A 26,965-nucleotide genomic window follows, 5' to 3' on the forward strand; every position below is an offset into this window, starting at 1 on the left:
TTAAGCGGGCTGCATAGTGACGGATTCCATGACGCGCGACAAGTTGCGGGGTGAGTCCTCGCACGTGGGAAACGCTGTGCGCAGAGCGACACGCAGCACCCTTATCCTCCTTGGTGCCGTATCCGCCCTCGCCCTCGACCGCCCTGCCCATGCGCAGGTCGTCAACCATGGTGACGGCAACTTCACGGTGAGCGGAACTTTCGTACCCAACCCTCCCTATGTGGCGAGCGGTGGATCGGACTCGACGCCCGAGATCGTCGTCGACGGCACCACGGACATCAACTACACCTCGGGCGGCAACTATTTCTTCAGGATCGACGCCGACGGCTATGTCGTGACCGTGGAGGATGGCGCGGCCATCCTCAACAATGGCTACACCGCCCTATTCGTCTCCACCGTTGCGGGCAGCCGGACGGTCTACAATATCGCCGGCGAGTTGCAGTCGAACACCAGCATCGTCTCCGCATTCGCCGTCGGTAGCCCGGCCTGGGAGATCACGCTGAGCGGAACGCTGCGTAATCCGACCATAAATAGCGTTCTTCTGGGTCAGGATGGCGCCGACCGGCTGATCATGCAGGCGGGCTCCATGATCCAATCCGGCAACGGCCATATCGAGCTGCGCGGCGGGGCGGACGAACTCATCTTCAACGGCGGCACCTTCGACGGGCTTTCCCAAATCGACTTCGGAGCCGGCGACGACCTTCTCGAGCTCAACGCCTCGCCAGTTGGCGCGCCGGCGATGCTGGGCGGCGACGGCTCCGACACTGTCCGCCTGAACAATAGCGGCAGCTTCTCCCTGACGGCGCTCAAGTCCGGCTGGGAGAATCTCGAGATGGAAGGCACCGCCTGGACCCTATCCGGGTCGACGGCCAACAGCTTCTCCGGCGGAATCGGCATCGTCGGCGCCGGCACGTTGACGCTCGACATCACCGGCGGCGACCAGACCATCGAAGGTGTGATCAAGGGTGACGGCAGGCTTGTAAAGAGCGGCGAAGGCATGCTGACGCTGTCGGGCTTCAACACCTACAGGGGCGGCACGACGATCAATGGCGGCGTGATCCAGGTCTCCGACGACGCCAATCTCGGCGACGCCTCCGGTGTGTTGACCTTCGGCGGCGGGACGCTGCGGAACACGGCGGCGTTTTCAACAGCGCGCGACGTCACGCTGAATACGGGCGGAACGTTCCAGACCGATGCCGACCTGACGGCAAGCGGGGTCATTTCCGGGAGCGGCGGGATCATCAAGACCGGCGCCGGCACGCTGACGCTTACGGGCGCCAACAACTATGCCGGTGGCACAAGGGTCGATGCCGGTACGCTGGCAGGCGACGCGGCTTCGATCCGCGGCGACATCGCCAACGATGGGATCGTGGTGTTCGTCCAGGCGGCCGATGCGACATTTTCTGGCGACATCACCGGCGCCGGCGTGATGGAGAAGGACAGCGCGGGCACCCTCATTCTCGCGGGGACCTCGATGCTCGACTGGACGATCCGTGGCGGCGGCCTCGCGACGGTGGCCGAGCGTTTTGCCGGCGACATCGCGATCGGCTCGGGCGCCACCTTCAACTTCGACCAGGTTGCCGACGCCGACTATGCAGGGGTCATCTCAGGTACGGGCAGCTTTGTCAAATCCGGAACCGGGCTCCTCCGGCTTTCGGGCGACAGCTCGGCTTTTGCCGGAGCGACGATCATTCAAGGCGGCGCCCTGCTGATCGGTAACGAGGGAGTCGGGACGCTTGGCGGGTCGCTACTGGTCCAATCCGGGGGACTGCTCGGCGGAACCGGGACGCTCGGCTCGGCAGCTTCCACAATCACGATCGGCCCCGGCGGCGTGCACGCGCCGGGCAATTCGATCGGCACCCAGACGATCGCCGGCGATTATGTCAATCACGGCACGCTGCGCATCGAGGGGACGCCAGGCAAGGCCGACAAACTCGTGGTGATGGGCAGCGTCGACATCTCGGGCTCGACGCTCGATCTACTGCTTTCGCCGGTCGAGGCGGCTGCTTGGCCTATCGCCAATGGTCCCTTCACACTCATCGACAAGCAGAGCGTCGGCAGTGTTGGCGGCACTTTTGGCACGGTCAATGGCAATCTTCTCTTCCTTACCCCTACGCTCGACTATGCCGGAGGCGACGGCAATGACGTGACGCTGGAACTGAGCCGCAACGAGGTTGCGTTCGCCGCCGTCGGCCGGACGCGCAATCAGATTGCCACGGGAGAGGCTGTCGATAGACTGCCCGGCACCAACCCCGTGTGGAACGCACTCGCGCTGTCGACGGACGAAGACGAGGTCCGCGCCGCCTTCGACCTGCTTTCCGGCGAGATCCATGCCTCTGCGAGGGCCGCGCTGATCGAGGACAGTGTCCATATCCGCAACGCAGTCAGCGATCGCATCGGCGCGGCTTTCAAAGGTGTTGACGCGGCATCGGTCCCGGTCCTGGCCTATGGACCGGGCGGGCCGGCCCTTGCTCCAGCCGATACCGATCGCTTCGCTGCCTGGGGCCGTGCCTTCGGCTCCTGGGGCTTCTTCGACGACAGTAACGACGCCGCCTCGCTGGATCATTCGACCGCCGGCATCCTGGTGGGCGCCGACGGACAGGCCTTCGATAACTGGCGGCTCGGCCTCATTGCCGGCTACAGCCATTCGAGTTTCGATGCCAAAGACCGCGGCTCCTCGGGCAGCAGCGACAACTACCACCTCGGCGTCTATGGCGGCGCACAATGGGGGCAACTCGGTTTTCGTTCTGGCCTGGCTTATAGCTGGCACGACATCGAGACGGATCGCTCGATCGCCTTCCCTGGCTTCCGCGACCAACTTACGGCCGGTTACGACGCGGCCACCGCACAGGTCTTCACGGAACTCGGCTATAGGATAGATCGCGACGGCTTCGGCTTCGAGCCGTTCGCCAACCTGGCCTATGTCAATGTCCACACCGATGGCTTTCGCGAGGAAGGAGGCGACGCCGCGCTCGCAAGCCGGAGTTCCGACAGCGATACCACCTTCATCACGCTCGGCCTGCGGGCAGCGGCCGATTTCAACGTCGGCGGCATTAAGACGACGGCGCGCGGCATGCTGGGATGGCGGCATGCCTTCGGCGACGGCACACCCATAGCCCTCAACGCTTTCGCCGGAGGTGATGCCTTCGATATCGCAGGCGTGCCGATCGCCAGGGATGCTGTCGTCATCGAAGGCGGCTTCGACCTGGCCATCGCCCCCGATGCCGCCTTGGGCCTGTCCTATTCCGGGCAGATCGCAAGTGGGGCGCGCGGGCACGGTGTCAAAGCGGACTTCACGATGAAATTCTAGCCAAGTCCGTCTGCGAACTTCTCATCGCCGGTCGAGACATGGACCGCACAGCGCCTCCCCAGATAGGGTGAGATTTCTCATGATCTCTTTGCCTGGCTGTCGACGCGCAGGAAGAACGGAGCGTTGTCTTCCGGCTCCGTTGACGGCCGATTGACATCGCCGGAAGCCGTACCTCTTCTCTATCGCTCGATTGTTCGGATGCTGGCAATCGCGGCCATAAAGTCGGCCTGACGTGACATGCCTGATTTTGCAAGAATGGCTTTGACGTGAGATCGGATCGTCTCCGTGCTGACCGAGAGATGGGTCGCTACGGAAACGACATCGCTACCCGCCGCGAGTTGACGTGCAACTTTCGCCTCCGTCGGCGTGAGGTCGAACAGTCCCTGTATCGTTTCCACCGCTGGGACCCGCTGGCGGTCTATCGGCGTCACGATCAAAAATGCTGTCGCGTCATTAAAGATGTCGCGGGCTCTCCCTTCGACCGGGATGATGTGCACAATCGCCGGAGGAAGACCTTCATGCGTCGGTAGAGGAAAGGATTTGCTGGCTTGGCTGCCCAAAATGCGGTGCTGTTCGAGAATTTTGAACAAAAGAGCGTTCGCTTGGGTGTGATGGAAACGAATACGTCCGTGCGCGGCTGTCGTAATTTGCGGAGCCATGCGCTCCAAAAGCCTGTTCGCGGCGATGACGCGCCCGTCGTTTCTGAGCGTGGCCGATGGCAGGCCGCTGATTTGCAGGGCTTCCATCGCGGCGTTGATTCTTTCGAATTCAAGCCTGCTCGACATCATCGCGGCGCGGGCAAGGTGAGGACGAAGCTGGTCCAGATAGGAAATCGAGGCAGCGGTAAAGGGACCCATCGCCCTCTTCTTCTCGACGGCGACGACGATGCGCTCGCTGCTCGGGGGGGAGATCAGCGTCGCGGTTCCAAACCCGTAACCGAGAGGCTTCATTACTTCCGTGTAGATAGGCAGCGTGTCGTAGTCTTCCTGGGTAAAAATCTCCGCCTCGTTGACGAAGCCGTCATGTTCGAGAGTCATCATCCTTGCGGCACGGATGTTCCGATTGAGCCAGCCAACGCCCAGCATTTTTACGCTGAGGTCATCGAGCGAAGCGGAATGAATGGCACGCGGCGCTGTGCTGCTTGCATTGAATAGCGCCGCCCCGTGCGCGTCCGCGCCGTGCGCCATCACATCGAGGACCTTGTCCCATTGCTCAGGTACGAAGGCCGCCTCGTATATGAGATCAACCGCCTGGACGATTTCGTTCATACGGCGCCCCCCAACTCGATGTTCTCGCCCTTTGTGGAATATATCCTGCAACCGGGGATGGCATACCCCATCGATCGTCACCAATTTGGGGGATGTGGTAGCATCGAAAATCCTGGGGGGGGCGGCACCTGGAAGGTAGTCGGAGCGTGGCAGGGATAGCCGCCGCTCCAATCGTAATAACTCCCCAATTTGGCTGAGCAACGCTGATCGCCAGGCGTTGAAGGTTCCTTGGCCATGCCGAGGGCCTCGCAAGCCCGGATCAGAGTTGCTCCGCAAGCTCCTTGGCCAGCCGCCGGCGCTCGCGAGACGACGTTATCTGATGCGTTTCCACTGTCGCGGAACGCAAGAGAGACTTGCCTCCGGAGCGTTCGATCTGAAATCGCCGGGACGCACCGATCAACATGTCTTCCGAGCCGTACACGCCGATAATGGTTATCTCAAATTCCTGAACATGCTGGCCTAAGTCTGATTCCGCGAACTTCTCATCGCCGGTCGATACATGGACCGCATAATCGAGAATGGTTTCAAAGCTGCCCATGTCGACGAGTTTCCCGGGGTCGACCGGCCCCTGTCGCGTCAGGTGTTTCCAGTTTGATGGTCTTTCGGACCTCCTCACATCCTCGGCATCGGAGATATAGGCTCGATGGAGGCCACCGTGAGTCCTGAGGTCGACCACCACGCTCTGAACGAAGACCGCTCGTTCGCTCATATTTGTAACAAAGCAGCGGGCCGAAAGCTTTCGCCCTTCACCCCGGTTTATAATCAGCTTCGCGGTTCTCTGGCGCCGGTGGCTTCGCCAAAAGATGTTGAGATATATCGTCCAGATCGCCAGCGTGCCTATGCTGGCCCAGGCTGAGATCGTGTCCGCGTTACTCGATAGCCATTCACGCATCGGCGGCCTCATGCATTGCATGATGGCGAACACCACCGCCGGTCTTTCGTTCCGAACCGTCGCGAATGTCTTCTTTCGTCATGGACGGCCGCGCAGCCGCTGCCCGATCATCCCCCCGGCCGGCTGCTTGTAGCCGGGCTCCCAACCGGCTTGCGTTCGCGCGGTAGGGCTCCGGCAGCTTCTCCTTGATCAGTTCGCGTCGTCTTCATCGCGCCCGTCGTCCCTCGGACGCATGGCGTTTGCGGTACTTGCCTCGTTTTGTCTCTTCGGGTGTTCGACCTCGACCCCATGTTCACTGGTCTCGGTGGAAAAGCCTCCCGCTTCGGCATCCGCCTCCATCGGAACAGCAGCCGGGTCGAAACCAGGCGTCTTGTCCCCCTGCTTGCCGGCATCGATGTCTGCTTGGATCTGCTCCTGGGTGCGGGACGGCCTCTCACCGCCCGCAGGTCGAGCACCGCTCTGCTGCTCGCGAAGCTCTCCGACTGCTTGGCCTCCGTCTTCGCTTGCCTCGGTACGCTTCAATTCGCGATCTATCGTCTCGCGTGAGCCTTCGGCCGGGTCGTCGGGGTGTGGCGTCGTGGGCATTGGAGATATCCTTATCGATCGAGCCGAACCGAGAGCCCTGTGCAAGGTTCCCCTCTCCAATGTTCATTGTCGCTACGTTGACCGCAGTGGGCTGCTGGGCGCAGCGTTCCTCAGCCTCCAAGCGCGCCGCTGTGGGTTAGCCATGAATCGTTTCCTGTTGCCGCCGCATGCGAGCTTTGGTTTTCTGCTGCCGGGTTCGGTTGTCAAAAAGGAATTTATCCGTGATTTGCGCGCGTCTTTTGGCTGGTTTGCCAGCCGCCTTTCTTCTCCTGGGGTTGGCAGGTTGCCAGAAGGAACCGGCTTTTGCTGGATCCGAGGGCGGTGTTTGCAAACGGGAGGCCGCTGAGGCCTTGGCTGGCAGGAGCAAGGTTTCGGATGACGAAGCCATGCAATTGACAGGCGCGACCATCGTCCGCCAGATCAAGCCAGGTGATCCGGTTACAATGGATTTCCGGCAAGAACGCGTGACGATCGAAACCGACGAGAAGACAGGCAAGATCGTCCGGGCCTCCTGCGGCTAGCCCGCATGGCCTTCTCCAACTCGATACAGACGCAACCGCAAGGCTTTAGTTCGATCAGCGGTTGCGTCTCCACTGCATGCAGGTGTCACTCGTTTGGGGCTTCCGACAACTCCATTCCCGCGTCTTCGTCACAAATGCGAGGGCTTGATCTTCATCATCGTTCCGCGTGGTCAGAAGCCATGGCGTTTTTCAAGCGGCGATCGGCAGCCTGGGCGCGGTTCGGAAACCCGAATTCGGAAGGTTGCCATAGTCCGATCGGTTCAGCCTTGGTTCGCCAAATGCCAGAGGGCCGAGGCCAGAACTCTCGTCCCGGCCAGCAAATCGCCGGGCTGCACCCATTCCTCGGGATTGTGCGAGATTCCCGCTCGACAGGGAACGAATATCATCCCGGTCGGACAGACATAATGGAGTTGGCGCGCATCGTGCCCCGCCACGGAATAAACATTCATAGCAGGCACCGAACAGCGATCAGCCGCTTCAGCGATAACGCGTCGCATACTCTCGGGAAAATCGAGCGATGGTGCATGCTGAATTTGCCGTAACTCGCTCTCACAGGGGCCTTTGTGGCTCTCCACAGCCTGCCGGATCTCGGCATCGATCCTGTCGACGACGGAATTGTCGGGGTGACGCAAGTCGATGGAGAAAGACACTTCCGAAGGAACGACTGACGGAGCGTTCGGGATCACGTTCAGCATGCCCACGGTCAGCTTGACGTCCTCCGGATATGAGGCGCTCTTGTCTATTGCGCTGATCATGCGTATTGCCGCCATCAGCGCATCGCGGCGGTCTCTTCGCTCCGCCGTACCGGCATGCGCCGCCTCGCCTTTTACCCGTACGCGGTATCGGCGCGTTCCCTGAATTCCAGTCACTATGCCGACGGGCATACCTGCCTTTTCCAGAAGCGGTCCCTGTTCGATATGTGCTTCAAGAAATGCCGCGATCTTGCGGCCGAATGGCACTTGCTGGATATTGTGGTCTTGCCGCAGGACTTCCGCGGCCGCATCGCCAAGCTTGATTCCTTCAGCATCTTGGATCGCCATGACGGCTTCAAGCGAAGCGGCACCGGTGAAGAGACTGGACCCGCTCATTCCGGGGGAGAAGCGCGAGCCTTCCTCGTTCGTCCATGCAACGATTTCGATGGACCTCAAAGGCCGCTCACCGCGCCCATGAAGCGCCTCGACGGCTTCAAGCGCTGCCAGCACGCCGAAGACGCCGTCGAACTTCCCGCCCGTCGGCTGCGAGTCGATGTGCGAGCCGGTCATGACCGGTGCAAGCGCCGGGTCGCGCCCTTCATAACGCAGGAAGAGGTTCGCTACGGCGTCCGTCGATGGGGAAAGTCCGAGTTCTCGGCCCCAATCGACGAGAAGCGCGCGTGCCTCGATTTCCGCGGCTGAAAGAGCCGGTCTGTCGACACCGCCGTCTTCGCACGCACCGATACGGGCCAGTTCCATTATCCTGGACCACAGGCGGTCGCCGTCGATCGATTCAGCCAGAGATGGTGCAGCCATGCCTGTTTAGTCCGTACGCATGATCTGCGATGGATCCGCGCGCGAATCCCGGGCACCCCATCGGCCGGCTTCCACCTGAGCGATGAACTCCGCCGCCATGCGGTTGAACATCTCCGGCTCTTCGAGATTCAACGTGTGCCCGGATTTCGGCAGGACGGCAAAGCCGCAGCGCGGGATAACCCGCTTGAGGAAGATCCCCGGCTGGATGCAGTGATCGTCCTCGTCGCCGGTCATGACAAGAACCGGCACGTCGAGGGCGCGGAACTCATGCTCGAGGTCATAGAGCGAAGGCCGCTGCATCTGCACGCCGCGCATTGTGTTTGCCGCGCCAAGAGCGTCGTGGCGGCGAAGCCGGTCGGCAAAGAGGCGCCATCCGCGAGGATCCTTGTTTTGGAACTGCACTCGCGACGCACCTTCGGCGTAGACGGCACCGAACTCTTCCGATCCGCGCTCCGCAAAGTTTTTTGCCACTTGCTCGGAAATGCCCTTGAAGTAGCCTTCGAATTGCTTCTCGGCGCCGTAGCCTGTGCCTGCCGCCAGAACGGAAAGCACGCGGTCTGGATGCTGCAAGGCAACGTGAAGAGCCGCAAATCCGCCCATGGACAATCCGACGACATGAGCTCTGTCGATGCCTGCCGCATCAAGCACGGCCACGACATCATCGGCGGCGCGTTTCTGCGAATATTTCTCGACTTCGGCCGGAACGTCCGATGGCTGATAGCCACGTGCGGCGAAGGTTATGCAATGGTGGCGACGGGAAAAATAGTTGAGTTGCGGTTCCCAGCTCCAGTGACTGCCACCGAACTCGTGCACGAAGATGATCGGCGTGCCGCTTCCCGCCGTCTCGTAGAAAAGCCGTACGCCATCGTCTGTATTCGCGAAGCTCATTTTCGACGCCTCAGATGACCGAGCGGCGCGAAGCGATGCCGCCGTCGACGGTGAAGATGGTGCCGGATGTGTAGCCGGAGCGGTAGGAGGCCAGAAAAACGATCAGATCGGCAATCTCGTGCACATGCGCAGGGCGCTTGAGAGGATAGCGCTCCTGCAACTCCGTGTAGCGCCCCTCATCGCCGAGCCAATGCCTGGCCCGCTTCTTGAGCATGTTGTAGATGCGGTCGGTGTCCACCGGGCCAGGATTGACTCCCACGACGCGGATATTGTCGTCCAGCGAATGGCCGCCCATGGCTCGCGTGAATGCCATCAGGCTGGCGTTGCCCGTGGTGCCGGCGACATAATCAGGATCGAAGACCTCGCCGCCATTGCCGATATTGTTGATGATGACGCCGCCGCCTCGCGCCTTCATGCGCGGATAGATCTCACGCGTCAGATTGATATATCCCAAGACCTTCAATTCCCAACCGTCGCGCCACTTCTTCTCGTCAACGTCCCACAAGTTGCCGCTTGGAATGACGCCGGCGTTATTGACCAGGACATCTATATCCCCGACCTCCGCGGCGAGCTTGGCCGCGGCGCCCGGCAGGGAAAGGTCCATCGCATGAATGGTCACCTCGACGCCGTTCGACGAGACGATCTCGGATTTGATGGCCTCCAGGCGATCACCAGAGCGAGCCGCAAGATGTAGATGACAGCCTTCTTCGCCGAACGAACGGGCAAGACCTTCGCCGATGCCCTGAGAGGCACCGGTAATAAGCACCGTCTTCCCCTGAAGCCCGAGTTCCATCGCTTTCTCCTTCTTTATGTCGGCTGCCGGCCTTCAGAACAGTTTCACGGTCTCGTTGCGCCCACGGGCGCGTTCGACCATCTCCGGCAAGAGCTCGACGAACTCCTCGACCCACCGGGTCGGCACGCTGGTGCTGATTTTGACGAACCGGTCACCGAAGGTCGGCGTGTGATAGGCGCCTTGGCGGATCATGATTCCGCGTTCCTGGAATTGCGCCACGAGCGCTTCCGGCTTGATGCCCGCTTCGCTGCATTCCACGATCAGGAAATTGCCGTTCGAGGGAAAAACCGGCACCGAAAGGCCGGCCACTGCTTCGCAGGCATCCTTTATCAACTTCTGATTGGCGCGCTGCTGTGCGAGCACCCCGGGAAACCACTCGTCTTTGATAGAAAGGCCGGCGATCGCGGCGCGTTGGGAAAGAATGCTGGAGCCGAGATTGTTCGGAGGCGATGACGCCAGCAGCTCGACGGTGGCGGGATCGGCGACGATGGCACCAACACGCATGCCGGCCAGGCCGAGCCACTTCGAGAAGCTGTAGATGGTGATCGTACGCTCCGGATAGAGGACTGCCGCCAGATGATGGTCGTGGGCGAAATGCCGATAGGTGCAATCATGTATCAGATAGGCATCGGCCTTTCGCGCGATATCGGCGATCGCCGCGATTTCGTCGGCCGTGCAGGCCGTGCCCAACGGGTTGTTGGGGTCGACGAGATAGATGATACGGGTCTTGTCGGTTACCGCCCCGGCCAGGCGCTCCGGCGACAACCGATAGCCATGCTCGGACCCGTATATCGGGATCTGCTTGACCGTCGCGCCGGCCGCGCGGGCGAATGCCATCGGCCAATTCCAGGTCGGATCCGTCGTGATGAACTCGTCGCCCGGTCGCAGGAAAGTATGGCACGCGTGATAGAGCGAGGCCACCGCACCATCGGACACCAGGGCGCTCATCCCCGCGAGCCCGAGATCGCCGACGATGCCGGAGCGTAGCTCCTCGAGGCCGGCGGGAGGAGCATAGATATGGAACTCCTCGTTGCGAACGCAACGCTCCATTGCCTCCACAACGGCGGGATGCGCCTTGGCGTGATTGGTGTTCTGCCCCATCCAGCGAAGCTCAGGCATGCTGACGAGCCTGTCGAAATGGGCGTTTCGGACTTCGAACGGTCTCATGAGAGCTTGATCCTTGGTATGCAATGCGTGACATATTTCGCCAATGCGCTCAAAGGCAAGCACGAAATTTAGGCAAATGCCAGCTTAAAAAAGTGCCATAAGCAAGTTATTGCATGCCAAAACCAAAAATATGCATAATATCTCTTGCAACATGAGCCAATCGCAGGAATCATCCCCGCAGGTGCCGCATGAAGTCGGTGCAATCAGAGAAGGGGAATGTCCAATGCCTGTTTCACGTCGTGACTTGATGAAATGTCTTGGAGGAATCGCAGCGGGAGCCATCGCGCTTCCCTTGGCAATGCCTGCGATATCGCGGGCCGCTTCCAAGGTGACTTTCACCACCTCCTGGGTACCCGAGGGCCCCAATCTTTTCGCCTATGTCGCGCGGGACAAGGGATTCTGGAAGAACGTCGGCCTCGACGTGAGCGTCGCCCGAGGCTCGGGATCGGGCGCGGCGGCTCAGGCGGTCAGCGCCGGGACTTTCGACTTCGGCATGGCAGCCACTCCGACCGTCATCGTCCAGGCAGCCAAGAAGCTTCCGATCACGTGTATCGGTCAGATCAACTACGATGCGTTGATGGGGGTGGGCGTGCTCGCGGATTCACCCATCACATCGCCCAAGCAGCTCGAGGGCAAGAAAGTGGGGGCCAGCGTCACCTCGGGTGAGTATCCGTTCCTGCCGCTCTACGCCGAGAAAGCCGGTTTCGACCTCGACAAGGTCGAGATCGTACAGATTGACGGAAAGGTCCGCGAACGCTCCCTCATGGAAAAGCAGGTCGATGCCGCTTCCGCCTTCGCGACGAGTACCATTCCATCGCTCGTCCCGCTCGGAACGGACGTGCGGTTCATGCTGTTCAGCAGCGCCGGCATCCAGTTCTATGGGCAATCCCTGACGACTCAGCCTGGGCGACTGGAGAAGGATCCGCAGCTTTGCGAGGCCTTCGTACAAGGGGCGATGGAGGCCATCCGCTTCACGATGACGGACTTCGACGAAGCAGTCGACATCTTCCTCAATGCCAATAGTGAAGTCGCCATTTCCTCGACTGGCGAGGAGTATGCCCGCGTGGGGCTCGGCCTCACGAACCTGACCAATCTGGTGCCCGAAGTAAAGGAGCACGGGTTGGGCTATGCCGATCCCGCAAAGGTCGAGACCATGCTGGATCTCGTACTCAAATATGCGGTCGGCGATGGTGCCACCCGGCCCGATGGCGAGGCGCTGTTCACCAACGGGTTCGCCGGCAAGATCAAGCTGAGCGAACAGGAACTGGCGACAGCAGAGAAGAGCGCCGAGGCGTACCGTAAATATGTCAACTGAAGCCGGCGAGGCGCAAGAAAGGGAGACGACGCGCATGATGGCCAGCAAGCCATTGGAGACGTTTCAAGCGGATGCGCCTCTCGTGGCGGTCCGAGATGTCAAGAAGACGTATTTCACGCGTCAGGCATCGATCCAGGCCATAGGATCAGCTTCCCTTGACATCGGCCGCGGCGAATTCGTTTCGCTCCTCGGTCCAAGCGGTTGCGGCAAGAGCACCCTCCTGATGATGATCGCCGGACTGGAGCAACCCACCACCGGCACGATCTCTCTTGACGGCTCCGAGGTCCTGAAGCCGCGCAACGATATCGGCATCATCTTTCAGGACGCGACGCTCCTGCCATGGAAAAGTGCGCTGGAAAATGTCCTCTTCCCCATACGGATCCTCAAGCGCCCAGTTGCGCAATACAGGGAAAAGGCGCGAGAACTGCTCAACATGGTCGGGCTCTCCGACTTCGAGAACAAGAAGCCGGGTGAACTCTCCGGCGGCATGCGCCAGCGCGTGGCGATCTGCAGGGCCCTTATCCACGATCCCGATATTCTGTTGATGGACGAACCCTTCAGCGCTCTGGACGCGATCACGCGTGACCAGATGAATGTCGCCCTTTCGGAGATATTGGAGACGTATCGAAAGACGGTCGTCTTCGTGACCCATTCCATACGCGAGGCGGCCTTCCTGTCGGACCGGGTGGTGGTGATGGGGGGGCGGCCGTCCTCCATTCTGCTGGACATGAAGATGCCCTTTCCTCGCCCCCGGCGGTTCGAAATAGCGGAGACGCCGGAATTCGCACAAGTCTGCCGCCGATTGCGCCTGACGATCGAAGAGGGGCACGCCGCTCCTTCGCGGCAAGTCGCCGCGCCTTTCAAGGTCATAGAGTGAGAAAACGATGTCCACATCCAGCGTCAGAGCCGAAGCCGGAGAAATCATCGCCAATCCCACGGCAAGCGGCGACGGCATGGCAGGGCTGCGCAGCATCGTTCTGCCGGTAGGCCTCGCGCTGCTCGTCGTTTTGGGGTGGCAGGCCTATGTGAGCCTTGGCGACATACCGGCGGTGATACTCCCATCACCCGTGTCGATCGTCGAATACATCTTCAAGCGCCACGAGATACTGCTCACTCACGCCATTCCAACAACGCTGGAATCAGCGGCGGGCTTCTTGCTGGCGACCGTCATCGGCGTGATTCTTGCCATCGTCATTACCTATTCCCGTATCGCGCGCGAGGCCTTGTATCCGAACCTCGTCTTTTTCCAACTCATTCCAAAGATCGCACTGGCGCCCCTGTTCATCATCTGGCTGGGCATCGGATCGCAGTCGCGCATAGCTTTCTCCATCTTCATCGCCTTTTTCCCCGTCGTCATCGCAACGACGGCCGGACTGCTTAGCGTCGACAAGAGCATGGTGCGTCTGTGCCGCGGCCTGACCGCGACGGAATGGCAGATTTTCACCAGCGTCCGCTTCCCCGCCGCGCTTCCATATATCTTCAGCGGCATGAAAATTGCCGTCACATTGGCGATAATCGGCGTGATCATCGGCGAATTCATCACCGCACAAGCCGGCTTGGGGTACCTTATAATCTTCTCCACTGCGCGCGCAGACACGCAGGTCTCCATGGCCGCCATTGTTGTGCTTTGTATATGTGGCCTGCTTCTATATGGCCTGGTGGCGCTGGGTGAAATGCTGGCGAACCGGTTCTACGCTACGGAAAGTCGATGAAATACAATATTGAAAAGCGGGACGCGGAAACGGCAACCGCGACCCGGGAATTTGAATCGCTCTCTGCCGAGGTCGTTCAACGTCTCGAGATAGAAATCCTGAAAGGGCAGCGCCGCCCCGGAGATCGCCTCGATGAGCGGCAACTGGCCGAACAATATGGAGTTTCCCGCACCCCCGTGCGAGAGGCCTTGCAACGTCTGGCAGCCAGCGGTCTCGTCGTTTCGCGCGGACGGCAGGGTCTGCAGGTCGCGCAGCTATCGCTTGCCGATCTTCTCGATGCATTCAGCGTCGTGGCCGAACTCGAGGGCCTCGCATCCGCGCAAGCGGCACGTCGCATGCAGCCGGCTCAGCGCAAGCAACTTGAGCTGGCTCATGAAGATTGCGTGCGAGCGAGCGAATCGGGCGATGCAGAGTTCTTTTACGAAGCCAACATCAAGTTCCACGAAACTATTGCCGAGGCCAGCCATAACAGAATCCTGCAGGAAGAGTTGCGCCGGCTGACGCTTAAGATATCACCTTACCGGCGCACCATCACCTACCAGCCGGGAAGAACGGTGTCTTCCATCCCCGAGCATCGAGAGGTGATGGAAGCGATATTCAGTGGCGACGCGGAAAGGGCGCGCGCCACGATGCGCAAGCACGTTACCCTCCTTGGCGAAGGCCTGCCCGATTTGCTGCATTTTCTGCGGATGGCGGGCGATCAGAGCGATTGGGTAGGATGATCCGGAGAGGACAGATGCGACCGGCCAACGAGGGCTGTTGCATCCGACTCCGGGACGTGGCTCCAACCAGGTATCGTCGCGCAAACGGAAGCTGAACAGCCGGAGCCAGCCCACGCCCAAGCCTGCTTGCAAAAGGTATTCGCCGCAGATAAAAAAAGAATGGTCTTTTTGATTCTGTTCGATGCACGAATTCCTGACGCCCCTCTACCTCTGGATCAAGGCTGCTCACGTCTTTTCCGCGATGCTGTGGCTGGGAGGGCAATGCCTGCTGCTGACGGTCCTCGCAGCGCATGCCGAGGCCCTTGGCCGGAATGAAGATGGCGGCCATTTCGCAGAGGTCGAGCGGCGGTGCCTCGGGATCGTCGTCAATCCGGCCATGCTCGCGACCCTTGTGTTCGGCATGACCTTGTTCCTGTTGCAAGGACCAGCATTGCTCCGGGAGAGCTGGTTCCAGTTCAAGCTCCCAGCTGTGGTCGCCCTGACTGCCTTGCACGGGATGATCGCGGCGACGCATGGTGCGATGCGCCGCGACGGGAAGCCGCCCGCGCGGGGCCGCATCGGCCGCCTCCAGGTGGCCGGCCTCGCTCTGACTGCAGCAATCGTCTCGCTCGCCGTCGTCAAATGAGGAACGGAATGTCCGGATCGTCCGAACCCCGCCTGTCCCAGCTCCTGCGCCTGGCCGCCATCGCGGAAGGCACGACCTTGCTGCTCCTTGTCCTGGTCGGCGTCCCCCTCAAGCACATGCTGGGTATCGGTGAAGTCACCCGTTGGCTCGGGCCGATCCACGGCTTCGCTTTTCTGTTCTACATCTGGGCCGTCATCAACGAATTGGCGAAGACGGACCTGCCCAGAGGCTGGATCTGGCCGGCGATCGGCTTCAGCTTCGTGCCGGGTGGCACGTTCTGGTTCTATCGCCATTCGCTGGTGCCGCGAGGCTAAGAGACATGGCATACGAGAAGGGCTTGCGGTCGCGCGAGGAAATCGTTTCGGCTGCTTCCAGGATCGTCTTCGAGCGCGGTTACGCCGCCTCGTCCTTCGCCGATATCGCGGGCAGGCTCGGCGTCACCATGGGCAAGATCACCCATCACTTCCCAAGCAAGGCGGCTCTGTTCGAGGCCATTCTCGAACAGGCCGTCGAGCGGTTCCGGGCCGAGACCTTGCCGATCATGAGTGATCCCGGCCTTGCCCCGGCGGCGCGCCTGGCGCTGGTCTTCGAACGGTTGGAGAAATTCTACTTTCATCAAGGCGAGCCCATCGGCTGTCCGGTCGGTCACACCGCGATGGACCCGGTCACGACGTCCCCCGCGATGCGAAGCAAGGCCACGTCGCTGGTGAGCGACATGGAGGCATCGATGGCACGCAATCTCATGGAGATGGGCTGGCCTGAAGGAGAGGCACAGCGCCGCGCCGCGATCGTGACGGCAGCCTGGCAGGGCGCGGTCATGCTTTCGCGCGCAGGCGGCGGCATCGCCTACTTTCGAACCATGCTCGCGCATCTCCGCGGATTGCTGGCCGAGGCTCCCCGGCCGAGGTGAGCTGGACCTGGGCCGGCAGTGCGCCCTGCCGTAGCGACGCTCAGCCGGTGCGTTTTCCGCCGCCCAGCAGGTCCGCGAGGCGCCCGAAGCTCCTCTCCCAGCCGGCGCTGGCCTTGATGCAGACGCGCAATCGCGCTCCAACGTCGGTCTTATCGGCCATTGGCATTACGCCCAAGGCCAGGGTGTGAGCTGCATCTCCTCGCCATCCTTCGTGCGCTCGAGAATGCGGAAGACCTGGACCGTTGCCCGCCGGCAGGCTTCTGCCGCGGGAAGCCCCTTTGCCAGCCCGGCGACGAACAGAGCTGTGAACAGATCCCCCGTGCCGCAGGGGCGGATCGGCAGGCGATCCGTAGCCGTGCGGGAGAGCCCGTGCGGTTCGCAAAGAATGGTCTCCACCTTGCCCACAGGGGTGTCTTCGAGCGTGCATCCGGTGGCTATGACGCTGCGCCGGCTGCCATCGGCAAGCGCGGCTGCCGCGACGCGCAGGTCGGGGGCCGAACGTGCCGCGAGGCCCGACAGGAGCTCGAGCTCGAACTGGTTGGGTGTTATCGCCGACGCCATCGGAACGAGCGTGTCGCGAAACGCTTCGAGCAGCCCGTCGGCCACGAAGATGCCGACATCGTCGTCGCCGACGACGGGATCGCAGACATAGAGGAGCGAGGGGTTGGATTTTCGCGCGCGGGCGACGAAGGCGGCGACGACCTCGGCGTTCGCGACGGATCCGAGATAGCCGGTCAGAAGAATAGAAGCCTTCTCGACCAGGCCGCGCTCCTCGACGCCGAGCAACAGGTCGTTGACCAGTTGCGGCTCCAGGACTCTGCCGCGCGTCGTCGGGTAGTGCGGGTGATTGGACAGGAGCGTGGTGGGCACCGCCGCGACGGCAAGTCCTTCGGCCTGCATGGGAAAGACCGCCGCGCTGTTGCCGACATGGCCGTGCACCACCTGACTCTGGATCGAGATCACCAAGCGGGTTTGGTTGGTTTCGCCCACGCTTCGCCTTGTTTGCCGCGGATTTTCGTCGGAAAACCGTGGAACATTTTTCCGAGCCCTGGTCAGCATGCGGCTTCTTTCTTCACGGCGCCCGGCCAATAGTAGGAATCGGGAAGCGGGCGCGCGCCGAACACTGCCTGGCCGACCCGGACCACCGTGGCGCCTTCCTCGATCGCGGTTTCGAAATCGCCCGACATGCCCATCGAAAGCTCGGCGAGCGCATCGCCTTGCGGCGCCTCCTGCAATGCCCTGTCGCGGATGGAACGCAGCAGACGAAAGCAGCGGCGAACCTCGTCGGTGTCCGCGGTGAAGCGCGCCAACGTCATGAAACCGCGCGGACGAAGGCTGTCGAAGGCTGTCAGCTCCCTCAGGAATTGCGCGACCTCGCCTTCGGCAAGGCCGTACTTGCTCGCCTCGTTGGAGGTGTTGACCTGAACGAGCACGTCGAGGCCGCGCCCCAGATGCTGCAGGCGCTTCTCCAGGGCGGTCGCCAGCGACAGGCGGTCGAGGGACTGTACCTCGTCGGCAAAGCGCAGCACGTCCTTCACCTTGTTGCTCTGGAGATGGCCGATCATGCTCCAGCGGACAGGCTCGCCGGCAAGCGCTTCCGCCTTGCGGCGCCCTTCCTGCACCTTGTTCTCGCCGAGGATCTCCTGGCCGGCCGCGATCGCCTCGCGCACACGTTCGGCGGCCACTGTCTTGGTCACCAGAACCAGCCGCACCGTGTCGGCGGCGCGCCCTGAGCGCAGCGCGGCGTCGCGGATGCGCTTGCGCACCGTCTCGAGGTTGGCAGCGACGCTGCCGTGTTGATAGCGGTCCGTCATCTTCTCAGTCCCTGGAGTTCTGCGAACATGGCGCCTTGCGGGCACCGACCCCGTGTAGGTGCCCGGCCTTGCGATAGCGCGATATCCGGCCTATCCAGAAGATCCAGTTTTGAGAAATTGGATAGGCCGGATGAGAGTCGATATAGCGATCGAATTGAGGAGCGAGGGCGCCCAGCCAGTGTTCCTCGACCTTTCCGCCTCGATCATCCGTGAGATCGAGCGGGGCAGGCTGAGGCCCGGCGATGCGCTTCCCGGCACGCGTGCGCTCGCCAGGAGCCTGAAGCTCAACCGCAATACGGTCGATGCCGCTTATCACGAACTGACGATGCAGGGCTGGCTGGTGGCCGAGCCATCGCGCGGCACTTTCGTGGCGCGCGACCTGCCGGAGTTCGGGAAACTGGGGCCGTCGCCTCGCTCCCGTTCGGAAGAGCGCCGGAACGAGCCGCCCCCGCCCGCGACGCTTCATCTCTCCGACGGCGCGCCGGATTCGCGGCTGGCGCCGCGCACCGAGCTTGCGCGCGCTTTCCGCCGCGCCCTCGATAGCCCGATCTTCCTTACCTCGGCCCAGGACGATCCGCGCGGCAGCCCAATGCTCAGACGCGCGCTCGCCTCCTATCTCGTGGCCGAGCGTGGCCTCGCCGCCACGCCGGAAGACGTTCTGGTGACGCGCGGCAGCCAGATGGCGCTGTTTCTTGCGGTGAACGCCTTGCTCGGCAGGGGAGACGTCGTCGCGGTGGAGACGCCCGGCTATCCGCTCGCCTGGGCGGCCTTCCGGGCGGCTGGGGTGGAGATCGTCGGGGTGCCGGTCGATGCCAACGGCCTCGACGTCGAGCGCCTCGCCGATCTCGCAGCGCGCAAACCGGCCCTCAAGGCGGTCTATCTCACGCCGCATCATCAATATCCGACCACGGTGACGCTCGGCGCGGCGCGGCGGCTCAAGCTTCTGGAGATCGCCCGCCGTCACGGCCTTGTCGTCATCGAGGACGACTACGATCACGAATATCGGTTCGAAGGGCGCCCGGTCCTGCCGATCGCGGCGCGGGCGACGGCGGGCGACGCGGTCGTCTATGTCGGCTCGCTTTCCAAGCTGCTCGCGCCGGGTGTTCGCGTCGGCTACGCGGTGGCGGGGCCAGCCCTGCTGGGGCGCATGGCGGAGCGCCGGGAGGCCATCGACCGACAGGGCGACCTGCCGCTCGAACAGGCATTGGCCGGACTGATCGAGGACGGCACGCTTCGCCGTCATGCTCGCAAGGCCCGGCGGATCTACCAGGCGCGTCGGAATCATTTCGGCGCGGTGTTGGCGCAGACTTTCGGCGACGCGGTCTCCTTCAACCTGCCGGCGGGCGGCCTGGCCGTGTGGCTGCGCGTTACCGACGGCATCAGCGCCAGCGAATGGGCAGGCAACGCGGCGGCGCTCGGCCTCTCCGTCATGCCGGGCGCGAGGTTCTCGCTCGAGCCCGCCATGGCGCCGGAGGCCTTCCGTCTCGGCTTCGCCACTTTGGACGAGGCGGAGCTGGCGCGCGCCATGCGGTTGCTGGCGCAAGCAAAACCTGCGGCGCGCGAAGGCGGGATTGGCCGACATGGCCGAACTGTGGCAGATTTGCGAGGATAATCCTTTGCTAGCGAGTGCGCCGCCATGGAAACCAAGCCCGTCGATCTGCCCGTTCTGCTCAAACGTCGCCTGCAGGCGCAGGTGATCGGGCCCATCCATGCGGAGATGGTCGCGGCGATCGGCAAGGAGAAGGCCGACGCCATCCTCGACGCCGCCATCCGCAAGGCGGCGGTCGCCGAGGGCAGGGCCTTCGCAGCCAAGGCGCCGGAGGGACGCACCTCCATGGCCCACTTCATAAAGCTCTACGAATTGTGGACGGCTGGCGCCGCTCTCGAAATCGAGGTGCTGGAGGCGACCGACGAAACGTTCGACTTCAACGTGACGCGCTGCAGATATGCCGAGGCCTACAAGGAGATGGGCCTCGGCCATATCGGCCATCTCATGTCGTGCAACCGCGACGGCACTTTCTGCCAGGGCTACGACCCCAATATCGAGCTCGAGCGCGAACACACGATCATGGCCGGTGCCCCTTGCTGTACGTTCCGCTACTCGTACAAGCAGCCGAAGACTTGACTGGCGGCCGCCCCATCTCCGCTCATTCCGAGATGGATTTCCCTTGGTTGCCAGGCAACAAGCCGAGAATGTCGTCATAGACCGATCGCCATTCCTCGTCGCTCAGATCGAGCAGACGAAAGCTTCTGAGGAAGAACACTCCTTCGGACGCGATGAAGGCAAGGCGGGCGTTGCGTCCCTCTTCGGTCGTCGGGTCCACCCCCTTGAGTTGCTCGCGATACCATATGCGCGACGCTGCGAGCTGGTCTGAATTCTGGAGGAGCGTGGCCAGCATCACGGCGGAGCGCGAGCCTTCCTCCTCGTCGGATTGCCGGCCCGCTTCGATATAGGCGCGCACATGCGCGAAAGGACTGCGGTCCTCGCCTTGCAGCGTTGCGATGTCGCGGTCGAAAGTCTCGCACCAGCGATCGAGCATCGCGGTGAGCAGCCCTTCCTTCGTGCCGAAGCAATATTGCACGCCGCCCTTGGTGATGCCGGCCGCCTTGGCTACGGCGTCGATCGTCAAGCCCGCCGCGCCGGTTTCGGCAACGACGGCCTCGGCGGCGTCCAGCACCTTGTCGCGATCGATCGTTCTGGGGCGTCCCAGCGCGCTCTTGTCTTTTCTTTCCATACGTATGTATTTATATTCCTTCTCGTTCGCAGACAAGCGGTCTGCGTTCTCGTGCCCAGGATCTTTCATTCCATGACTTCAAGCAATCGCTGGCTTGTGCTCGCCATCGTCTCCAGTGCTCTGTTCCTCATCGTCGTCGACATCACAGTGCTCTACACGGCGCTGCCGCGCCTTACCCACGATCTCCAGGCAACCGCCTCGGAAAAACTCTGGATCGTCAATGCCTACCCGCTCGTGGTGGCGGGGTTGCTGCCTGGATTTGGCACGCTGGGCGACCGGCTCGGCCACAAGCGGCTTTTCCTGGCGGGGCTTGTCGTGTTCGGGCTGGCCTCCCTCATCGCCGCCTATTCGCCGTCCCCTGCGGTGTTGATCGGTGCACGCGTATTGCTCGCCGCCGGGGCCGCGCTGATGATGCCGGCGACGCTGTCGATCATCCGCCTGACCTTCACCGACGAAGGCGAGCGCGCCTTCGCCATCGGTATCTGGGCGGCGGTGGCCTCCGGCGGAGCCGCCTTCGGCCCTGTGCTGGGCGGACTGCTGCTCGAATATTACTGGTGGGGCTCCGTCTTCCTGATCAATGTTCCCGTGGTGATGGTCGCTTTTGTTGCCGGCCTCGTCATGCTGCCCAACCGTCGGGGTTCGTCCGAACGCGGTTGGGACCTGATCGGTTCGGTCCAGGCCATGATCGGCTTGGTAGGCATCGCCTACGCGATCAAGGAGATGGGAAAGAGGCTTCCATCCTGGGAGGCGGCACTGGTCGCACTGATCGTCGGCGTAGCGGCGATGGCTCTGTTCGTCCGGCGCCAGCGGCGGAGCGCCGCGCCATTGATCGATTTCGGCCTGTTCCGCAATTCGCGGTTCTCGTCCGGCGTCGCGGCCGCCACGGCCGCTTCCGCGGCACTTGTCGGCTTCGAACTCGTGTTCAGCCAGCGGTTGCAGCTGGTGCTCGGCCTCTCGCCTCTCCAGGCCGGCCTCCTCATCCTGCCGATACCGCTCGCCTCGTTCTTCGCCGGTCCCATTGCCGGCTTGCTCCTGCCGCGCCTTGGAGCAGGACGAGTCATGTCGTCGGCGCTCGCGATGGCCGGGCTCGGCCTGACGGCATTTCTCGCCACCTATCATGCGGCCTCCTTCGTTTGGGTGTCGGCCCTCGCAATGATGGGCTTCGGCATCGGCGGCGCGATGTCGGCGGCTTCCACCGCCGTGATGACCAGTGCGCCGGAGGACAGGGCGGGCATGGCGGCGTCCGTCGAGGAGGTTTCCTACGAACTCGGCGGCGCGATCGGCATCGCCGTGCTGGGCAGCATCATGTCGGCGATCTATACGGCCGCGCTCGTCATGCCAGACGGGCTCGGCATTCCGGCTGCCGCTCGAGACAGCCTCGACGAGGCCCTGTTGGCGGCCGAGGCTCTCGCCCCGGATGCCGCGAGCGCTGTGACCGCGCTGGCGCGCGCTGCCTTCGATCGCGCTTTCGAAGGCGTGATCGTTGCGGCGGCAGCGCTGCTGTTCGCCGGTGCCGCGGCTATCGCCTTCGTCGACCGGACTCGGCCGCATACAAGAGCAGTAAGATCGGGATATTGAGCGAGTTTTTTTATTGTAAATACCGTATGTGAACCTCACGTTGTATCCGGTAGATGTACATGTGTAAAACTTGAGATGTATCTCCGAGCCGCGCTGTATTTATTTTGGTAAAATTGAGTCTGTGTCTTCACAGGCGTATATTTATTGTTCTGTGTTGGTTCGGGAGGCTGCAATGTCAATCCCGCATGAGAGGCGCTCGGATTTCAGCGCTCTCCACCCCATGGTAAGAAAGGCTGTCGAAGCCACGCACAAGCAACTGGTGGCGGAAGGACATCCCTTCGAGGTCTATGAAACCTACAGGACTCCCAAGCGCCAGACATTTCTGTTCGCGCAGGGCAGGACCAGGCCGGGCAAGATCATCACCAAGGCCGGGCCCTGGAGCTCATACCACCAATATGGGCTGGCGGCCGATTTCGTCCTGAAGATCAATGGAAACTGGAGCTGGGACGACAAAGGAGCCAGGGCAAAATCGTGGCGTCGCCTGCACGAGATCGGCCGGCAGAACGGCCTCGAGCCGCTGAGTTTCGAGCTGCCGCATCTGCAGATGGCTGGGCTTCAGGTTTCACAGTTGCGCAAAGGCATATACCCGTCTGGCGGCGACGCCACATGGGCCGAGAACCTGCGCGCCACAATCATCGATTGGGCAAATGGCGGGCCGCCGCCTCCACAGGTCATGGACCGGCCGCCGCTTCCCGACCAGGCGGATGATGCCCTCGCGACCGAGGGCGCCGTGTTCATGACGGAGGGCGTGCAGATGGATCTCGACGACGACGAACTGAATCGGCCGGCGACCCCCGCCGGTGTTTCGGCGGGAGCCGCCAAGGCCAGCCATTTCTCACGGATTCAGCCGATCGTGGACAAGTGGGAAGGCGGCTACGTGGATCACCCCGAGGATCCAGGCGGGGCGACCAATATGGGCATTACGCTGGCGACGCTGTCGCGCTGGCGCGGCAGGCCGGTGAGCAAGGCGGAAGTCAAGGCGCTGGCGCGCGCCGAAGCCTGGCAGATCATGAAGACCAACTATTACGACATCATACGGGGCGACGACCTGCCTTTGCCCATTTCCCTCGCCGTCCATAATGCCGCTGTGCTGCACGGCCCTGACCGGAGCGGGCGCTTCCTTCAGGCGGCCATCGCCAAGCAGGGGATCGACATCGAGATCGATGGAGCCATCGGATCCGAGACGTTGAAGGCATTGGCCCAGGCGGACAAGCGCCGGCTGGTGGCGGACTTCTTCGCCGCCCAGGAACAGTTCCTTCGCGGCCTCAAACATTTTCCGACATTCGGTAAAGGATGGATCAATCGCCTGGAAGACATCCGGCGGGCGACGAACGCGATGTTCGCCGAGTCTCCCGTCATCGTCGCGGATGCGCCGCAGGTACTCGAGGAGGTCGTCATGTCCAGTGAAGCGCCGCAACCGCTACCCACGGCGAATATCAATGAGCCGGGCTTGAGCAACGAGGAGATGAGGCGGCTCATCCATATGCTTGGCAAGATCCTGTTCGGCGGCAACGGTACCGTGCCCGAGGTGTTCGCCGATCGTCCGGCCGAAATCGTGAACCACGGCAAGCAGATCAACCACCTGCCCGTCCCAGTCCCGGCAAAGCCGCCGTTGACCACGGTCAACGCGGCCCTGGGGGAAACCGTTGGCAGGATGCTCGATGGCCGCAAGACGGCGATCGGGGTCATCGGCACCGTGCTTACGTCGGTCTTCAACACGGCCCAAGGGGCGGGTTCCCTGCCGGGCGTCCTCGGCCCGCTTTCCTCCTTCGTGCCTTATCTCCAGCCCTTGATGATCGGTCTGGCCATTTGGGGCGGCTTCGGCAAGTTCGACAAGTGGTTCAAGAAGGTCCCGAGCTGAACCCGATAGATACGAGCGCCCGCGCCTTCATTCGAACGTCGTCTGCTTTGGATTCGCACTTTCTTGAGCAGCCGGCCGCGGGGGGTGGCGCCCTTCCTCTCCCCCCGCGCCAAGCGCGGGGGAGATGGGGCTCGGCGAGGCCGAGACGGAGAGGGGGATCTGCCAAGCAGGGCTGTCGGGGCCGTTCACGATCTGTCAACGACTGACCGGGTTTGGTCACGCCTTATTCGTCGATCTCCTCGACCAGCACGGTCGCGGAACCCTGGTTGTTCCGATAGAAGTAGTTCGACAGGCCGGGCAAGGCGACCATCGCGTCATTGACGAATATGTAGAGCTCGCCAGAGGTGCGCGGCGTGACCTCGGCGACGAGCGTGGTGTTCGCGGATGCTTCCTGCCCGGGGCGCGTCCGCACAGGAGCCAGCACATATTCATCGTTTCCATATCGCCCGACGCGCACGATCGGCTTGAACCAGGGTTGGCTCCACCAGCGCTTCATGAGTGTTCCCAGATAGTGTGCCCATCCGCCTTTCACGCCGAGCGTGCCGGCATCGAGCCCGGCGTCTGCCCACGGTTTGTCTATCGTGACGGTCACCTTGTATCGCATGCCGGCCTGAATCCAGTTTTCCGTGTCCTGGCAGATCGAGCCGGTCGAGAACGCGACCGGCCTGCCCGCCAATGGCAGCGGGTCGTCGTGGTTCTGCAGCGGCGCGGGGCAGTAAGCGCCCGCGGAATTGGCGCCCTCGAAGACCAGCTTGTTCGCCATCATGGCTATCAAGCCGAGGGAAAGGGCCAGGAAAGCGGCCGGCAGGATGTATTCCTTCAAGGCGTTGTAGAGCCAATTCGCGAAGCGGTTCATGCGCACGGCGCGCGCAAAGGCGAGCAGGGATGAACTGTCGTCGTGTCTTGCAGGTCGCAGGCGCTGGAACAGGAAAACCGACGCACAGGCGAGGCAGCCGATGAGGAGGCCGAGCGCGCCGCGATTGCCCGCCAGGCCTACCGCCGCGGCGGCAATGCCGAAGGCCAGCGTTCCCGACAGTGCGACGCGCTGCAGAGCCTCCTTTCGCTGCGACGGCGCGGACGCCGCCACGACGTTGCCCCATGCGGCCGCCGCACGGTCATGTATGCGCTTTCGCAAGACCGCGTTCAGGCCGAGGCAGGCGCCGAACGCAGCGGCCAAAAGGATAGCCTGCGCGGGATGTTGCCGAATAGCATCCAGCCAGGGAGAGGCAAAGCCCGGCAGAAGCCCCTTGAAAAGACCGACGACCGGACCGATCAGGCCGCGCGATACCACGTCTGCCTGATCGATGATCTTATGGGTGAAGTAACCGGCGAGGAGCGGGTAACTTGCCGCCAGCAGAGCCAGGCCCAACATCACGTAATAAAGGCCGCGGCGCCACCATACGGTGTCACGCATCAACTGCACCCGCTCGCCATGACCGAATGCGCCGGCCTGCTCCAGCTTCGCCAGAACGTCACGAAACTTCTGTTCCATCTGGGCGAGGTCGCGCTTGCGGCCGGCCGGCAATGGCAGCTTGTCTTCCGCGGTTGCATCGTCGGTTGTCGCTGCTGCTTCCGCAGGGCCGCGGAACGGCAGTTTGTCGCCCGTCGGGGATAGAACCTCCATTTTCCTGGGAAGGGAAAGCGGTGCGTAGCTGTCCGCTCCTTCGGCCATGCGCATGAGCACGCTGGAGTCGACGAGCGGCACGGCCGACCTGCCCATCAGCCAACCCGCGGCGCGGGGATGGTAGCGATAGAAGATGCCAAACCCGGCGCGCGAATCGTAGATGCGGCCGCTGGTCGAGGCGTAGTCCCAATAGTCCGCGACAATGTCCGGTTTGAAACGGAGGCCGCTTTCCGCGGCCTCGCCGATCATCCAGCACAAGGGTATGTGGGCCAGCCGGTCATCCGGATACCCGCCGCCGATGTTGGAGTGGGAGCCGGCGAACCAGACCTGGCGCAGCCGTGGCGGAGCGCCGTCCACGCTCGCCGTATCCCTTGTACTCTCGTCCCAGCGGATCGGGAAGAAAGTCCGCCTTTCGTCGTCGATGCTGAAGGCCTGGCGGGCGCGATCGACTGAGTCCAGCAGGTTCTTCCTCTCGAAGGTCATCGGCCAGACCCATTTGTCGACCGCTTTCGTCAGTTCATCGACCGGAAGGCCGTATGCAGCGACCGTGTCCCAGACGCCGAGAAAATGGATTCGGATGCGCTGGCCCGATCGCAAGTCCGCCGGCTTGGGTTTGACGTCTTCGTAGTTGCGGCTGCCTGTCAATTCGCTCCAGGCGGCGACGGCGTTGTCGCGAACGAGTCGGCTCAGCCAGACCCAGAACTGCCATTTCGGAACGGGAAAGGCCTTCGGTCGAAAGGCCCGATATGCGGCCAATGCGTTGCGATCGAGCTCTTCCTCCGACTTGAAGTTCACCAGGCCTTCCCTGGTGATCAGTCCGACGAGGACACGCACGGTGAAGGCGCCACGGCTGAAGCCGAATGCATAGATCCGATCGCCTTCCCGATAGTTGAGGCAGAGGAACTTGTAGAGCGCCAGGATACGTCGTTTGACGCCGAAGCCGAGGGCAAGGCCGACAACCTCGAAAGGCCTGAAGCTGGACGTGCCAACCCCGTCGGCGAAAACCGCGATCTGGTCGCCATCGCTCAGATCGAGCGCCTGATAGAGGCGCCAGACATTCGTCTTGAACAGCTTCGCGGCGCTGTTGCCGGTTCCATCGGCCAGTACGACGAGATTCCTTCCCATAATCGGCCTCGT

The 26,965-nt window shown here is 62.4% G+C and carries 24 protein-coding genes; 13 read left to right on the top strand and 11 right to left on the bottom strand.

Going from position 1 to position 26,965, the window contains the following annotated elements; all coding sequences use genetic code 11:
- Positions 1-76 precede the first annotated feature (76 nt).
- Complete coding sequence (locus ACCO56_RS24505) at positions 77-3,310, top strand: autotransporter outer membrane beta-barrel domain-containing protein (RefSeq protein ID WP_433643500.1); 3,234 nt, start codon at positions 77-79, stop codon at positions 3,308-3,310.
- A gap of 179 nt (positions 3,311-3,489) precedes the next feature.
- Here the strand turns inward: ACCO56_RS24505 and ACCO56_RS24510 are convergent, their stop codons facing one another.
- The 3 genes from ACCO56_RS24510 to ACCO56_RS24520 all read right to left on the bottom strand — a co-directional run bounded on the left by ACCO56_RS24510 (position 3,490) and on the right by ACCO56_RS24520 (position 6,055).
- Entirely contained in the window at positions 3,490-4,578 is a 1,089-nt protein-coding gene (locus ACCO56_RS24510; protein WP_433643501.1) for a helix-turn-helix transcriptional regulator, read from the bottom strand.
- 259 nt (positions 4,579-4,837) lie between these two features.
- Positions 4,838-5,470: a hypothetical protein gene (locus ACCO56_RS24515; RefSeq protein WP_433643502.1), complete on the bottom strand. Its 633-nt coding sequence runs from the start codon at positions 5,468-5,470 to the stop codon at positions 4,838-4,840.
- Between the two features lie 189 nt (positions 5,471-5,659).
- Entirely contained in the window at positions 5,660-6,055 is a 396-nt protein-coding gene (locus ACCO56_RS24520) for a hypothetical protein (protein ID WP_433643503.1), read from the bottom strand.
- A 350-nt stretch (positions 6,056-6,405) separates the two neighbouring features.
- Between ACCO56_RS24520 and ACCO56_RS24525 the strand changes: the two genes are divergently transcribed.
- Positions 6,406-6,576, top strand: a complete 171-nt coding sequence (locus ACCO56_RS24525) for an I78 family peptidase inhibitor (protein ID WP_433643504.1) — start codon at positions 6,406-6,408, stop codon at positions 6,574-6,576.
- Between the two features lie 260 nt (positions 6,577-6,836).
- Here the strand turns inward: ACCO56_RS24525 and ACCO56_RS24530 are convergent, their stop codons facing one another.
- Genes ACCO56_RS24530 through ACCO56_RS24545 form a run of 4 tightly spaced genes read right to left on the bottom strand, consistent with a single transcriptional unit; the run spans position 6,837 to position 10,932 of the window.
- On the bottom strand, positions 6,837-8,084 hold the full coding sequence (locus tag ACCO56_RS24530; RefSeq protein ID WP_433643505.1) for a Zn-dependent hydrolase: 1,248 nt from the start codon (positions 8,082-8,084) through the stop codon (positions 6,837-6,839).
- A 6-nt stretch (positions 8,085-8,090) separates the two neighbouring features.
- Complete coding sequence (locus ACCO56_RS24535; protein ID WP_433643506.1) at positions 8,091-8,972, bottom strand: alpha/beta fold hydrolase; 882 nt, start codon at positions 8,970-8,972, stop codon at positions 8,091-8,093.
- Between the two features lie 10 nt (positions 8,973-8,982).
- Positions 8,983-9,765: an SDR family oxidoreductase gene (locus ACCO56_RS24540; protein ID WP_433643507.1), complete on the bottom strand. Its 783-nt coding sequence runs from the start codon at positions 9,763-9,765 to the stop codon at positions 8,983-8,985.
- 33 nt (positions 9,766-9,798) lie between these two features.
- Positions 9,799-10,932, bottom strand: a complete 1,134-nt coding sequence (locus ACCO56_RS24545; RefSeq protein ID WP_433643508.1) for a pyridoxal phosphate-dependent aminotransferase — start codon at positions 10,930-10,932, stop codon at positions 9,799-9,801.
- A 223-nt stretch (positions 10,933-11,155) separates the two neighbouring features.
- Here ACCO56_RS24545 and ACCO56_RS24550 point away from each other — a divergent pair, with 223 nt between their 5' ends.
- The 7 genes from ACCO56_RS24550 to ACCO56_RS24580 all read left to right on the top strand — a co-directional run bounded on the left by ACCO56_RS24550 (position 11,156) and on the right by ACCO56_RS24580 (position 16,216).
- Entirely contained in the window at positions 11,156-12,247 is a 1,092-nt protein-coding gene (locus tag ACCO56_RS24550; RefSeq protein WP_433643509.1) for an ABC transporter substrate-binding protein, read from the top strand.
- Positions 12,248-12,281: 34 nt separating this feature from the next.
- Entirely contained in the window at positions 12,282-13,124 is an 843-nt protein-coding gene (locus ACCO56_RS24555) for an ABC transporter ATP-binding protein (RefSeq protein ID WP_433643510.1), read from the top strand.
- Between the two features lie 76 nt (positions 13,125-13,200).
- Positions 13,201-13,959, top strand: coding sequence for an ABC transporter permease (locus ACCO56_RS24560; RefSeq protein ID WP_433643511.1), 759 nt, complete (start codon positions 13,201-13,203; stop codon positions 13,957-13,959).
- Positions 13,956-14,681, top strand: a complete 726-nt coding sequence (locus ACCO56_RS24565) for a GntR family transcriptional regulator (protein ID WP_433643512.1) — start codon at positions 13,956-13,958, stop codon at positions 14,679-14,681. The genes ACCO56_RS24560 and ACCO56_RS24565 overlap by 4 nt, the downstream gene beginning before the upstream one ends.
- 181 nt (positions 14,682-14,862) lie before the next feature.
- Positions 14,863-15,306, top strand: coding sequence for a CopD family protein (locus ACCO56_RS24570; protein ID WP_433643513.1), 444 nt, complete (start codon positions 14,863-14,865; stop codon positions 15,304-15,306).
- 8 nt (positions 15,307-15,314) lie between these two features.
- A complete protein-coding gene (locus ACCO56_RS24575) occupies positions 15,315-15,620 on the top strand; it encodes a DUF3817 domain-containing protein (RefSeq protein WP_433643514.1) in 306 nt (101 codons plus the stop codon).
- Positions 15,621-15,625: 5 nt separating this feature from the next.
- Positions 15,626-16,216 (top strand): TetR/AcrR family transcriptional regulator, encoded by a 591-nt coding sequence (locus ACCO56_RS24580; RefSeq protein ID WP_433643515.1) that lies wholly within the window; start codon positions 15,626-15,628, stop codon positions 16,214-16,216.
- Positions 16,217-16,381: 165 nt separating this feature from the next.
- Here ACCO56_RS24580 and pdxY read toward each other — a convergent pair whose 3' ends face one another.
- Positions 16,382-17,206, bottom strand: coding sequence for a pyridoxal kinase (gene pdxY, locus ACCO56_RS24585; RefSeq protein ID WP_433643516.1), 825 nt, complete (start codon positions 17,204-17,206; stop codon positions 16,382-16,384).
- Positions 17,207-17,268: 62 nt separating this feature from the next.
- Positions 17,269-18,030, bottom strand: a complete 762-nt coding sequence (locus ACCO56_RS24590; RefSeq protein ID WP_433643517.1) for a YggS family pyridoxal phosphate-dependent enzyme — start codon at positions 18,028-18,030, stop codon at positions 17,269-17,271.
- Positions 18,031-18,160: 130 nt separating this feature from the next.
- On the opposite strand from ACCO56_RS24590, the gene ACCO56_RS24595 reads away from it, so the two are divergent.
- Both ACCO56_RS24595 and ACCO56_RS24600 read left to right on the top strand, forming a co-directional pair.
- A complete protein-coding gene (locus ACCO56_RS24595) occupies positions 18,161-19,642 on the top strand; it encodes a PLP-dependent aminotransferase family protein (protein ID WP_433643518.1) in 1,482 nt (493 codons plus the stop codon).
- A 24-nt stretch (positions 19,643-19,666) separates the two neighbouring features.
- On the top strand, positions 19,667-20,155 hold the full coding sequence (locus ACCO56_RS24600) for an L-2-amino-thiazoline-4-carboxylic acid hydrolase (RefSeq protein WP_433643519.1): 489 nt from the start codon (positions 19,667-19,669) through the stop codon (positions 20,153-20,155).
- 22 nt (positions 20,156-20,177) lie between these two features.
- Here ACCO56_RS24600 and ACCO56_RS24605 read toward each other — a convergent pair whose 3' ends face one another.
- Positions 20,178-20,765 (bottom strand): TetR/AcrR family transcriptional regulator, encoded by a 588-nt coding sequence (locus ACCO56_RS24605; protein WP_433643520.1) that lies wholly within the window; start codon positions 20,763-20,765, stop codon positions 20,178-20,180.
- Positions 20,766-20,837: 72 nt separating this feature from the next.
- Between ACCO56_RS24605 and ACCO56_RS24610 the strand changes: the two genes are divergently transcribed.
- Together ACCO56_RS24610 and ACCO56_RS24615 are read left to right on the top strand one after the other, a co-directional pair.
- On the top strand, positions 20,838-22,343 hold the full coding sequence (locus ACCO56_RS24610; RefSeq protein WP_433643521.1) for an MFS transporter: 1,506 nt from the start codon (positions 20,838-20,840) through the stop codon (positions 22,341-22,343).
- Between the two features lie 172 nt (positions 22,344-22,515).
- Positions 22,516-24,204 (top strand): glycosyl hydrolase 108 family protein, encoded by a 1,689-nt coding sequence (locus ACCO56_RS24615; RefSeq protein ID WP_433643522.1) that lies wholly within the window; start codon positions 22,516-22,518, stop codon positions 24,202-24,204.
- 223 nt (positions 24,205-24,427) lie between these two features.
- Here the strand turns inward: ACCO56_RS24615 and ACCO56_RS24620 are convergent, their stop codons facing one another.
- On the bottom strand, positions 24,428-26,953 hold the full coding sequence (locus tag ACCO56_RS24620) for a DUF2235 domain-containing protein (RefSeq protein WP_433643523.1): 2,526 nt from the start codon (positions 26,951-26,953) through the stop codon (positions 24,428-24,430).
- Between the last annotated feature and the right edge of the window lie 12 nt (positions 26,954-26,965).

Origin of the sequence: Mesorhizobium sp. 1B3 (genome assembly GCF_050958605.1) — a bacterium.
Classification (GTDB): Bacteria; Pseudomonadota; Alphaproteobacteria; order Rhizobiales; family Rhizobiaceae.